A 12129-nucleotide genomic window follows, 5' to 3' on the forward strand; every position below is an offset into this window, starting at 1 on the left:
CCGGTCGGGGCCGCGCGGTGGCGTGTCACCGGCGTGTGGTGGTGGTTGGGCCGCGCCGCCGAGGCCGACTTCCCCACGCCGCTCTGGTTCTAGACGAGGTCGAAGGACTCCCACGGGCCGATCGCCGTGCGGTTCGCGATCAGGGCCCCGGCGCCGGCGTCCTCCGCGCAGACGTACCTGCCGTTCGCGGCGCTGCGGAAACTGACGCTGCCGTCCGGGTTCGTCACCTTCGTGAACGTCTCCCAGCCGCCGATCGCGTCGCGGTCGGCCACCAACGCCGCCGCGCCGGCCTCCTCCGCGCAGACGTACTTGCCGGTCCTGCTGGATCGAAGGGCCACCAGACCGCCACCGGCGTCGACGACGGTGAAGGTCTCCGACGCCGAGGTCAGCGAGGCGACCAACGGCGAGCCTCCGACGAAGCGGCCGTTGGCCCGGGCTCGGATTCCGACGGCGGCGGGCGGGGTCGGAGTGGAGCCGAGCACCGGTGCGGTCGGGCGGGTAGGGGTCAACGCGATCGCGCCCTTGAGCATCCGACCACCGTCACCGCTGAGCCGCAGGTAGTAGTCCGCCGAGCACTTCGTGCCGTCCTCGTCCAACGGCAGGAACTTCGAGCCGACCGGGACGAACGCGGCCGTCTCGGCCGTCTTGGCGATCTGGTTGCCCTCGTTGTATTCGTCGAACATGGAGATGTAGATCGCCGGCGCGCCGGCTCTGATCACGTTGTAGAACTGCCGCCACATGAAGTCACCGTGCGCACGCTGACGTTCCTGCAGGTCACCGGGGAGCACGCAGGGCTGGTAGTCGATGCCGTGCGCCACGCAGTCCTGCACGTCGGGCAGCGTGACGTTCGTGTAGAACCAGTCCGACCCGGAGACGTCACCGATCCGGCCCACCATCCACGGCGAGATCATGTCGTACGCGTGGTAGACGTCGGAGAAGCCGGACCGCGAGTCGCCGTTGCTGTCGCCGCTGCGCCAGTGCGTCGGCGTACCACCCATGACGTACACGCCCTGCGCCTTGAACCAGTTGATGACGTCCAGGCAGACCGGGGCGCTCCACGGATGGTTGCTGTCGTTGAAGCCGAATCCCCAGATGCCGACGACGGGCTTGCCGTTCTGCCTCGCGTACGCCGGGGAGACGGTGTACGCCTTCATCTTGTTCGTCCAGTCGTCCTTGATCTGCTGCTGCATGTCCGTCCAGCCGCTGACGTCGTACATGATGTAGAACTTGCGGCCGAACTCCTCGGCCGCGTTGCGGACCTTGATCGTGACGGCGTCGCGGATCGGCCCCTCTCCGCCGACCGGGTTGAAGCGCTGTAGCGCGGCGGTGTCCAGCCCGTTCTCCCGCATCCAGCGGAAGTGCGTGTCCACGGTCTGCTGGTCGTAGGACGAGAAGAGCGACGCGGGCTGCCCGTTGCCCAGGTTCTGGTATCCGGTCTTGTACACCCGGTCGTAGTCGCGCACGTCCGGCCACGACTTGAGCGCCTCGTTGACGGGCGACGGGGTCTTCTGCCAGTCCTGACCGTAGTGCCACCAGCCCGACAACGGGCTTCCGTCGCCGGCCCCGGTGAACCACCCCTGGTAGCCGACGGTGATCTTGCCGACCACGTCGCCGGGCGGGCTGACCGCGGCAGCGGCGGGACCGGCCGTCAGGGCGTCGAGCGAGACGCCGGCGACGGTGGCCGCGGTGCCGGCCATCGCGGAGCCGAGCAGGGTACGGCGGGACAGCCTCATGACAGTGGCAACTTTCCTCAGGGGACGTTTCGCCCGGATCGTGGAGCTGAGGGTGATCCGGACGGGATGAGGTTAGTGAGCCGGTTTGCCGAGCATCAAGTGGAGCGGAAGAACTTCAAAGAACCTTAAGAGTACGAGGATTCCGGCCGCGGATCGTCGACGGCCGACCGCTGCGCCCGGTCAGTGGCCGGATGTGAGCCGGGTCATCCCGTCGGCCCCGAACTTTGTCCTCCGCCGCGAGCATCTTGCCAGGTGGAGGGCCGGTACGGACCTTGGATCATCCCCGATTCCGCTGAATGAGGCTTCTCGTGAATGTGTGCTCTGAAACAGTGCGGGAGGCAGCCGGCTCGGCCGCCGAGGTGGCCACCGCGGCGGGTCACCGGCTGCGGATACGCCGGGCCGCGGCCGGCGACCTGGACCTCGTCAATCACTTTCACCTGCGAAACTGCTCCGCCGCAAGCCGGGTGGCCCGCTACCACGCGGGCCGGAACCGGATCCGGGCGAGCGAGTGGCGACACCTGACCCGACCCGACAACGGCTATACCGTCCTGATCTCGACGTGTGACCAGGATCGCCTGGTGGGCCTCGCCCATCTCCTCTGGCAGGAGCACGCGCCGCCGGAGGTCGCGATACTGATCGCCGACGACTGGCAGGACATCGGCGTCGGTACGGCGGTCGCCCGGTGGCTGGCCGGACTGGCCGCCGCGCACGGGCACCTCGTTCAACAGGCCTACATCGCGCCGGACAACGTACGCGCCCTGCGGCTGGCCCGGCACTTCGGCGCGATCGTCGATCGCATCGGCTGAACGACGGCAGGTGGCTGCGCGACGGTCGCCCTCATCCGCCGCGGCCGCGCGCCGTGTCGAGGCGCTGCTGAGCGGCACACCTGAAAGGTGTGCCGCTCAGGACCGCATCCGCCCCCGGCAGAGGTCAGGAGTTACCCGTCCCGGCCCGCTGGGCGCGGTCGTAGAGCGGCCTGGTGATCGCTGAGGTGAACTGGGGACCGATCAGGTGACGGGTGCAGGTCTCGTTGTCGGATTCACACACCTCGTGGGTGGCGTCGAAGTAGTCGGCCCAGGTGTTGACGCCCACGACGCTTCCCAGGCCGGACAGGGGATCGAATCCCGCCATGCGCGGGCCGCCGCTGGAGCCACCACCCATCACGCAGGCCGCACCCCACTGGCCCTTCGGAGTGGGCCAGTCGGCGGTGCCGGGATGCTCCCAGGCCCGGCCCGCGCAGTAGGCCAGTCGCCGCCCGGTGTACTCCGCGAGGCCCTCCCTGGCCGGGTCGGAGGCGGAGCGTGGGTATCCGAACTGGACGACCCTCTGCGCCCCCGGCACGTCGAAGCCGACGCTCTGCGCGGCCCCGACCGCGTCCTGCACCCGCCGGCCACGCTCATTCTTGTTGAGGACGACGAAGGCCTGGTCGTACGAGTCGAACGTCGGGTCCTGGCCATCGTTCCGCGTCCAGGCCGAATCGACGACCGCGACGCGTCCAACGAACCTGCCGTAGGGCGCCCGACCCGCACTGTAGCCGGGTACGAACATCACCTGCGTCGCCCACTCGCCGTTCTCGCCGAGAAGGTCGGTGCTGTGTACGCAGTGCCCGGCCGTCACCACGGTGCTCCGGTTGGCGCTGTCGACGACGGTCGCCGTGCAACTGGAGTCCTCGCCCCGGCTGGTGAAGAAGAGCCGGCCCACGGTCTGCACCACGGCGTTGGACCGGGTCCAGGGAGCACCGTCCGGTCCGCTGGTCGGAGGATTGGCGGACAGGGGCTCGTTCAGTGCCGCGAGCCGCGCCGAGGTCCAGTAGTCGAGGACCGCCTGCCGCTCGGCGGAGCTGACGGCCTGCTCGTGCGTCGCCACGCTCGCCGCCCGGCCGACCGCCGACGGGACAGCCGCGGTGGCCACGCCCGGCATGGCTGTCCCACCACCGAGAACCAGCATCGCCGACGTCAGCATGATCGAGACGCGTCTGCCCTCGCCGGACCAGCGGCGTGTTGGTGTCGTCATGCGCGACAACCTACGGATCGGGTGTTAGGAACCTGTCAGAAAGCGTTGTGGATGTCTCAGCGCCTGAAATCCTACTTGACACATAGGAGATGTAGGTTAGCGTCGTATCCGTGACCAGCCAACACACCCTGCTTCAGGGCACCGCCATCGCGGTGTCGCGGGGATGCTGCCGTGGCTGGACCGCCGCCTGCGGCTGCTGCCGCTGAGCCCGCGATCCTCCCTGTTTCCCCTCGCGCCGCCGACTCGACGACGACCGGCAGCCGATTCCTCGTACCGATCGACGGTTGCTCGCCGCCCTGGGTCCACGCGTACCCGTGACGGCGCGTAGCTGTCGTCGTCGACCCAGGAGGACAGCCATGACCGTCATCGCCGAACCCGTGACCCCGCTCGACGCGACCATGTTTCGTGCTCTTCTGCGGCGGCACGCCGCCGGGGTCGCGGTGGTCACCGCCGCGGGCGAGCCACCGGTCGGGTTCACCGTCTCCTCGCTCACGTCGGTGTCGCTACGGCCGCCGTTGGTGTCGTTCTGCCTGGCCCGATCGTCGTCGAGCTGGCCGACGATCGCCGACGCGGAGCACGTCGCGGTGCACCTGCTCGGTGAGGACCAGGAGGACGTCGCGCGGACCTTCGCGACGAGTGGCATCGACCGGTTCGCGGCACATCCGGCGTGGCGGTACGGGCCGCACCGGGTGCCGCTGCTGGACGAGCCGGTCGCGTGGCTCCTGTGTCGCGTGACCCAACGGGTACCCGCGGGCGACCACACCATCGTGATCGCCGAACCGCTGGTCGCCAGCCACCGCGACGGTGCGCCTCTGCTCTACCACATGGGGCGCTACGCCGCCCTGCAACCAGCGACGAAGGAGTTGTAAGTGACCTCACCATCCCTCCTGGACCGTCGGGCCTTCCTGGCCGCGACCGTCGGCGCGGTCACACTGGGCCTGACCGGCTGCGCCGGTGACGACCCACCCGTTGCGGCGTTGGCCGCGGGCGCTCCGCTGCCGCAGGCCGTGCCGAAGGGCACCAAGCTCGTCGTCGGGGACAAGGAGCACCAGAAGGCGATCGAGTTCTCCGGCGAGGCGGACAAGTTCAGCTTCGAGGTGGAGTGGGCGAACATCAGCGGCGGCCCGCAGACCCTGGAGGCGTTCCGCGCGAAGGCGCTGGACATCGGCTCGGTGGCGGACATCCCGCCGATCCACTCGCACTGGACGGGCATCCCCACGAAGATCGTGGCCTCGAAGTTCCGCCAGGACCCCCTCAACCACGCCATCTACCGGCTCGGCATCGCACCGGGCGTCACGGTCGCCACCCTCACCGACCTCGCGGGGAAGAAGATCGCGTACAGCCCGGGCCAGGCGCAGGGCGCACTGGTACTGCGGGTACTGCACAAGGCCGGCCTCACCAAGAAGGACGTCAAGCTGGTCGAGCTGCCGAGCACGGGCGACGTCTACAACACCGCGCTCGCCAGCCGCCAGGTCGAGGTGGCGCCCATCGGCGGTGTGCAGATCAAGCGGTACGAGACCAAGTACACCCGGGACGGCGGCACGACGATCGCGCACGGCCTGCGCGACGACCCCGGTCACCTGTACGCGCCCGTCACCGTGCTCGGTGATCCGGCGAAGGCCGCGGCGATCCGCGAGTACGTGCAGGCGTGGGCGCGGGCATGGCGGTGGCGCGAGGCCAATCCGGACGAGTGGATCGAGCGCTACTACGTCAAGGACCAGGGCCTGACCGCCGACGACGGCAGGTGGCTGGTCGCCAACAGTGGCGTGGCCGACATCCCGGCGAGCTGGACCGAGGCCATCGCTCGGCACCAGGAGACCATCGACCTGCTGGCGAAGGAGACCGGCAACAAGCGCCTCACGGCTGAGGACCTGTACGACCGGCGGTACGAATCGCTGGGCGCGCAGGCCCTGACCGCCGGAGGTGCCCAGTGAGCGCCTCGACCCTGGTCCGACCCCGGTCGGACGCCGCCCTTCCCGTCGGCCGGCCGCGACGCCGGCTCACTCCGCGCCGCCCCATCCCGTTCGGGGCGGCGATCGGCCCGACCCTGCTGCTGGCGGTGTGGGCGGCCGGCTCGGCAACCGGCTGGATCGACCCCCGCACCCTGTCGGCGCCCTGGACCGTGGTGACCACGGCAGGTGACCTCATCGCCGACGGCCGGTTGCAGGACAACCTGGCCATCTCGGCTCAACGGGCGGGCCTGGGCCTGGCCATCGGCACGGCCGTCGGCACGGTGCTGGCCGTGCTCGCCGGTCTGAGCCGGTGGGGCGAGGCCATCCTCGACGGCCCGGTCCAGATCAAACGGGCCATCCCGGCCCTCGCGCTGATTCCGCTGCTCGTTCTCTGGTTCGGCATCGGCGAGCAGATGAAGGTCATCACCATCACGCTTGGCGTGTTCGTTCCCGTCTACATACATACCCACAACGGGCTGCGCACCATCGACAGCCGGTACGTCGAACTGGGCGAGTCGCTACGGCTGCGCCGTACCGCCTTCATCCGCCGGATCGTGCTGCCCGGCGCCCTGCCCGGCTTCCTGCTCGGCATGCGGTTCGCGGTCGTCGGGGCGTGGCTGTCCCTGGTGGTCGTCGAGCAGATCAACTCCACCAGCGGCATCGGCTACATGATGGAGCTGGCCCGCGAGTACGGCCAGACCGACGTGATCATCGTTGGGCTCGTGCTGTACGGACTGCTCGGGCTGCTGTCCGACGGCGCCGTCCGGCTCGCGCAGAGGAGGGCGCTGTCGTGGCGACGCACGCTGGCGGACTGACCGCGTCCCGCGCCGTGCGCGTGCACGGCCTGGCGCGAGGATTCGGGGACCGGGTGATCCTCGACGGATTCGACCTGGAGATCACCAGTGGCGAGTTCGTCGCGCTGCTGGGGCGCAGCGGCTCGGGCAAGAGCACCATGCTGCGTGCACTCGCCGGCCTGGACGGCGACGCCACCGGCGCAGGCCTGATCGACGTACCGGAAAAATCATCTGTCGTCTTCCAGGATGCCCGTCTCCTGCCGTGGCAGCGCGTGCTGGACAACGTCGTCCTCGGCCTGCGCGGGTCGGACGCCACCGAACGTGGCCGTGCCGCGCTCGCCGAGGTCGGCCTCGACGGCCGGGAACGGGCCTGGCCCAATGAGCTGTCCGGCGGCGAGCAGCAACGCGTGGCGCTGGCCCGGGCGCTGGTGTCCGAACCGGACCTCCTGCTCGCCGATGAGCCGTTCGGCGCGCTGGACGCGCTGACCCGCCTGCGCATGCACGCCCTCCTGCGCGTGCTGCATGCCCGACACCGACCCACGGTGCTGCTCGTGACCCACGACGTCGACGAAGCCATCACTCTCGCGGACCGCGTGCTGCTGCTGGACAGCGGTCGGATCGCCGTCGACCTCGCCATCGACCTGCCCGCCCCGAGGTCGTACCGACAGCCGCAGTTCCTCGCGTACCGCGAAACCCTGCTGCGGGCGCTCGGTGTCGACCAGACCGAAGGATGACCATGCTGCATCTCAACGCGTTCCTGATGGGCGTCGGCCACCACGAGGCCGCCTGGCGCCTGCCCGACAGCGACCCGTTCGCGCAGACCGACGTCGAACACTTCACGCGCCTGGCCCGGATTGCCGAGCGCGGCAAGCTCGACTCGCTGTTCCTCGCCGACAGCCCGGTGCTCTGGAACAGCATCGGTCGACGGCCGGGCGGCACGTTGGAACCGACCGTCCTGCTCACCGCCCTGGCCGGGGCGACGAGCCACATCGGGCTCATCGCGACGGCGTCGACGACGTACAACGAGCCGTTCAACCTGGCCCGCCGCTTCGCCTCGCTGGACCACGTCAGTGGCGGCCGGGCCGGCTGGAACATCGTCACCACCGCCGGCGAGAAGGCGGCCCGCAACTTCAACCTGGACGACCTGCCGGCGCACCGGGACCGGTACGAGCGGGCGGCCGAGTTCATCGAGGTGTCCCAGAAACTCTGGGACAGCTGGGACGACGCCGCGCCGCTCGGCGACAAGGACGCCGGGCGGTGGGGCGACGACGAGCTGCTCTATCCGCCGGAGCACTCCGGGCGGTACTTCAAGGTGGCTGGCCCACTCAACGTCCCGCGCTCACCCCAGGGCTATCCACTGCTGGTGCAGGCCGGGTCGTCCGAGGACGGCAAGGACCTGGCCGCCCGCTACGCGGAGGCCGTCTTCACCGCCCAGCAGACGCTCGGCGAGGCGCAGGCGTTCTACCGCGACCTAAAGCAGCGCGCCGCGAAGGTCGGCCGCGACCCGGACACCATCAAGATCCTGCCGGGCATCGTGCCGGCCATCGGGGCCACCGAGGCCGAGGCCCGCGCGCTGGAGGAGGAGTTGGACCGGTTGATCAAACCGGAGTACGCCCAGCAGCAGCTCGCCACGACGTTGCGGGTCGCCCCGGAGGACCTCGACCTGGACCGGGAACTCCCCGCCGACCTGCCGAGCGAGGACGAGATCGAGGGCGCCAAGAGCCGCTACACGCTGATCGTCACCCTGGCCCGGCGCGAACGCCTGACCGTCCGCCAGCTCATCGGCCGGCTCGGCGGCGGGCGCGGACACCGCACGTTCGCCGGCACGCCGGAGCAGGTCGCCGACGCCATCGAGCAGTGGTACCGCAGCGGCGCGGCCGACGGCTTCAACATCATGCCTCCGGTGCTGCCGTCCGGGTTGGAGACGTTCGTCGACCACGTCGTGCCGATCCTGCAACGCCGCAAGCTGTTCCGCACCGAGTACACCGGGACCACCCTGCGCGAGCACTACGGGCTGACCCGACCGACGAACCAGTTCACGCGGCAGCTCACCACCGCGTCCCGCTGACCCACCGGCAAGGAGAAGTCATGGTCGACCAACGGCCCTTCGGACGCACCGGCGTCCGCATCAGCTCCCTGACCCTGGGCGCGATGAACTTCGGACGACAGGGCGACCCGGACCACGCAGACGGCATCCGGATCATCCACCGGGCCCTCGACGAGGGCATCAACGCCATCGACACCGCGGACATCTACTCCAACGGCGAGTCGGAGGAGATCGTCGGAAAGGCCCTCGCGGGCGGGCGACGAGACGACGTCTTCCTGGCCACCAAGTTCCACGGCCAGGTCGGTGACAACCCGCAACACCGCGGCAACTCACGCCGCTGGATCGTCCAAGCGGTGGAGAACAGCCTGCGCCGGCTGGGCACCGACTGGATCGACCTCTACCAGGCACACCGGCCGGAGCCGGAGACCGACTTCGACGAAACCCTCGGCGCCCTCACCGACCTGGTACGCCAGGGCAAGATCCGCTACATCGGCACGTCCACGTTCGAGCCGTCCGCGATCGTCGAGGGGCAGTGGATCGCGCAACGACGCGGCCGGGAGCGGGTGGTCAGCGAGCAGCCGCCGTACTCGATTCTGGCCCGCGGCATCGAGCGCGAGGTGCTACCGGTGGCCCAGCGGTACGGGCTGGCGGTCATCGGGTGGAGCCCGCTGGCGGGCGGGTGGCTGTCCGGCCGCTACCACTCCGGTCTGAAGGCGCCGATCTCCGGACGCGCCGAACGGTTCCCGGCCCGGTTCGACCCGACCCTGCCCGCCAACGCCGCCAAGCTGGCCGCCGTCGACGAACTGACCACACTCGCCGACGAGGCCGGGCTCTCCCTCATCCATCTCGCGATCGCCTTCGTCCTCGAACACCCCGCGATCACGTCGGCGATCATCGGACCGCGCACCCTGGCACACCTGGAGTCTCAGCTCGGCGCCGCCAAGGTGACCCTGTCCGAGGACGTACTCGCCCGCATCGACGCCATCGTCCCGCCCGGCACCACCCTGAACCCCGCCGACGCCGGCTACCAGCCGCCGTCGCTGAGCGATCCGGCCAACCGCCGACGCGGCGGGACGACGCCACGCGCCGCCGGACCGGCCCGATGAGCAGCCTTTCCTCCCCCTGCACCCTTCCCCCGCGAGGAGCCACCGCATCATGATCCTGTCGAGCCGCCGCGGCTGGCGCCGTGGTGTGGCGATGATCGCCGCCGCCGTCCTGGTCACCGGCCTGCCCGCCGTGCCGGCCGCCGCCACCACCACGACCGACACCGCTCTGGAGTGGTACGACGCCACCGCTGCCGCCGTCGCGACCGGCACCCGGCCGCAGGTCACCAACAACCGCGCGTGGGCGATCAGCTGGCTCGCCGCGGCCCGCGCCACCCGCACCGCGCCCACCGGAAACCCCCGCCACTACCGGGACGCCGCACTCGCGTCCGCCGTCCACACCGCGCTGAGCACCCTGATTCCCGAGAATGCCGCCGCGCTCGACACGGCACTGCGGACCACACTGGACCGGATCCCCGACGGACGGGCCAAGGACCGGGGCACGTCCACCGGCCGCGCCGAAGCACGCTCGCTGCTGAGCCAGCGGGCGGGCGACGGGCTCGACCCCGCCTCCGTCAATCCGGCGTATCCGAACCCCGTACCGGGTCCGGGCATCTGGGAGCCCACCCCACCGGGCTTCTCCCCCGCTCAGCAGGCCGGAAACCGCTTCGCCCGGCCGTTCCTGCTCGACCGCCCGGACCGGTACCGGCCCGGTCCACCGCCCGCGCTGGACTCGGAGCGCTACCGGGCGGACCTCGCCGAGGTCCGGGCGTACGGGGCTGTGGACAGCGCCGTACGCACACCGCAGCAGACCGACCTGGCGACCTTCTGGCTCGGCTCCTCACTGACCCTCTACACCGGGATCCTGCGCGCCGCACTCGCGCAGTCCACCGGGCCGGTCGCCGGGCGGGCGAGCCTGGTGGCCATCTTCCACGTCGCGCTCGTCGACACCCAGATCGCGACCTCCGACGCCAAGTACGCCCACCTCCGCTGGCGACCGGTCACCGCCATCCGGAGCGGCGCGGGCGGGGATCCGGCCTGGACGCCCCTGCACACCACACCGGCGCATCCGGACTACCCGAGCGGGCACAACACCTACTCCGGCGCCGCCGAGCAGGTGCTCACCGCACTGCTCGGGCCGCAGGCCCGAAAGCCGTACACCATCACCAGCCCGAGCCTTCCCGGCGCCACCCGGACCTACCGCGACTGGCGACGACCCACCAGGGAGAACGTCGACGCCCGGGTGTGGTCGGGCATCCACACCCGTACCGCGGACGAGGTCGGCGTCCACCTGGGCCACGACGTCGCCGCGCACACGCTCCGCAACGCACGCCAGCTGTTCGGCTGACCGAACCCATCGGGGCGGGACGGCTGTCGCCGTTCCGCCCCCGAGAGCGGGGAGACCCTCCGATGAGCCTCGAGTTCCTCTGGTACATCCCGAACCAGGTCCAGCCCGGCCACCGCGGCGACGACGTGATCGACAACCACAACAGCCTGGAAACCCTCACCAACCACGCCAGGGCCCTGGAGGAGCACGGGTGGGGCGGCGCGCTCATCGGGACCGGTTGGGGCCGGCCCGACACCTTCACCGTGGCCACCGCGCTCGCCGCCCGGACGACCACGTTCCAGCCGCTGATCGCGATCCGACCGGGCTACTGGCGGCCCGCCAACTTCGCCTCCGCCGCCGCGACCCTCGACCACCTCAGCCAGGGCCGCACGTTGATCAACATCGTCTCGGGCAAGGACGACCTGGCCGCGTACGGCGACGGCGAGAGCGACCCGGCCCACCGCTACGCCCGTACCCGAGAGTTCCTGCAGATCGTGCGCAAGCTGTGGACCCAGGAGAGCGTCACCTACCAGGGGGAGCACTTCGCCGTAACCGGGTCCACCCTGGCGCAGCGACCGTTCGTCCGAGGCGAGCGCCGCCACCCCCGGCTCTACTTCGGTGGCGCCTCCCCCGCCGCCGAGGAGGTGGCCGCCACCGAGGCCGACGTCCAGCTCTTCTGGGGTGAGCCACTCGACGGCGTGGCCGATCGGATCGAGCGACTCAAGCAGCTCAGCGAGAAGCTGGGACGCGAACACGCTCCGCTGGAATTCGGACTACGGGTCACCACACTGGTGCGGGACACCACCGAAGAGGCCTGGGCCGACGCGGAGGCCAAGGTTGCCGCCATGGCCAAGGGCGCCGGTGTCGCCCGCGACCACAACTGGCAGACCGCCGTCGGCCAGCGCCGCCTGCTCGACCTCGCCGCACGCGGAGAGGTCCTCGACGACAACCTCTACACCACCCCCGGCAGGTTCGGTGGCGGCGGAGCGGGCACCACCTGGCTGGTCGGCTCCGCCGAGGACGTGGCGAGTTCGCTGCGCAGATACCAGCGGCTGGGCGTCACGCACTTCGTGCTCTCCGACACGCCGTACCTCGGGGAGATCAGGCGTCAGGGCGAACAACTGCTGCCGCTGCTGCGCACCTGACTCGGTGTAGCCCTTACCGGTCCGCCGTGCTGGGGAGTTCCGTGACTGCCCGGCCGAGCATGTCAGCCCGTGATC

Annotated in this window: 11 protein-coding genes; 9 read left to right on the plus strand and 2 right to left on the minus strand. The window is 70.5% G+C overall.

The features are described from left to right. Positions 1-89 precede the first annotated feature (89 nt). On the minus strand, positions 90-1733 hold the full coding sequence (locus ACIA3K_RS07650) for a lectin (protein WP_396799728.1): 1644 nt from the start codon (positions 1731-1733) through the stop codon (positions 90-92). 329 nt (positions 1734-2062) lie between these two features. On the opposite strand from ACIA3K_RS07650, the gene ACIA3K_RS07655 reads away from it, so the two are divergent. Next, the gene (locus tag ACIA3K_RS07655; protein WP_396799729.1) at positions 2063-2539 is read left to right on the plus strand and encodes a GNAT family N-acetyltransferase; all 477 of its coding nucleotides are present in this window, start codon (positions 2063-2065) and stop codon (positions 2537-2539) included. 124 nt (positions 2540-2663) lie between these two features. Here the strand turns inward: ACIA3K_RS07655 and ACIA3K_RS07660 are convergent, their stop codons facing one another. After that, positions 2664-3746 (minus strand): trypsin-like serine peptidase, encoded by a 1083-nt coding sequence (locus ACIA3K_RS07660; protein WP_396799730.1) that lies wholly within the window; start codon positions 3744-3746, stop codon positions 2664-2666. A 356-nt stretch (positions 3747-4102) separates the two neighbouring features. On the opposite strand from ACIA3K_RS07660, the gene ACIA3K_RS07665 reads away from it, so the two are divergent. From ACIA3K_RS07665 to ACIA3K_RS07700, 8 genes are all read left to right on the plus strand, one after another. Next, positions 4103-4615 (plus strand): flavin reductase family protein, encoded by a 513-nt coding sequence (locus ACIA3K_RS07665; RefSeq protein WP_396799731.1) that lies wholly within the window; start codon positions 4103-4105, stop codon positions 4613-4615. Beyond that, positions 4616-5680: an ABC transporter substrate-binding protein gene (locus ACIA3K_RS07670; RefSeq protein ID WP_396799732.1), complete on the plus strand. Its 1065-nt coding sequence runs from the start codon at positions 4616-4618 to the stop codon at positions 5678-5680. It begins immediately after the preceding gene. Continuing rightward, positions 5677-6513 (plus strand): ABC transporter permease, encoded by an 837-nt coding sequence (locus ACIA3K_RS07675; RefSeq protein ID WP_396799733.1) that lies wholly within the window; start codon positions 5677-5679, stop codon positions 6511-6513. The genes ACIA3K_RS07670 and ACIA3K_RS07675 overlap by 4 nt, the downstream gene beginning before the upstream one ends. Further along, a complete protein-coding gene (locus tag ACIA3K_RS07680; RefSeq protein ID WP_396799734.1) occupies positions 6489-7226 on the plus strand; it encodes an ABC transporter ATP-binding protein in 738 nt (245 codons plus the stop codon). Before ACIA3K_RS07675 ends, ACIA3K_RS07680 begins: the two co-directional genes overlap by 25 nt. A 2-nt stretch (positions 7227-7228) precedes the next feature. Beyond that, on the plus strand, positions 7229-8560 hold the full coding sequence (locus tag ACIA3K_RS07685; protein ID WP_396799735.1) for an LLM class flavin-dependent oxidoreductase: 1332 nt from the start codon (positions 7229-7231) through the stop codon (positions 8558-8560). 20 nt (positions 8561-8580) lie between these two features. Then, the gene (locus ACIA3K_RS07690; RefSeq protein WP_396799736.1) at positions 8581-9645 is read left to right on the plus strand and encodes an aldo/keto reductase; all 1065 of its coding nucleotides are present in this window, start codon (positions 8581-8583) and stop codon (positions 9643-9645) included. 49 nt (positions 9646-9694) lie between these two features. Then, positions 9695-10930, plus strand: coding sequence for a vanadium-dependent haloperoxidase (locus ACIA3K_RS07695; protein WP_396799737.1), 1236 nt, complete (start codon positions 9695-9697; stop codon positions 10928-10930). A 62-nt stretch (positions 10931-10992) separates the two neighbouring features. Beyond that, the gene (locus ACIA3K_RS07700; RefSeq protein WP_396799738.1) at positions 10993-12054 is read left to right on the plus strand and encodes an LLM class flavin-dependent oxidoreductase; all 1062 of its coding nucleotides are present in this window, start codon (positions 10993-10995) and stop codon (positions 12052-12054) included. Positions 12055-12129: the final 75 nt, after the last annotated feature.

The sequence above is a fragment of the Micromonospora sp. NPDC051543 genome, assembly GCF_044454415.1.
Lineage (GTDB): Bacteria > Actinomycetota > Actinomycetes > Mycobacteriales > Micromonosporaceae > Micromonospora.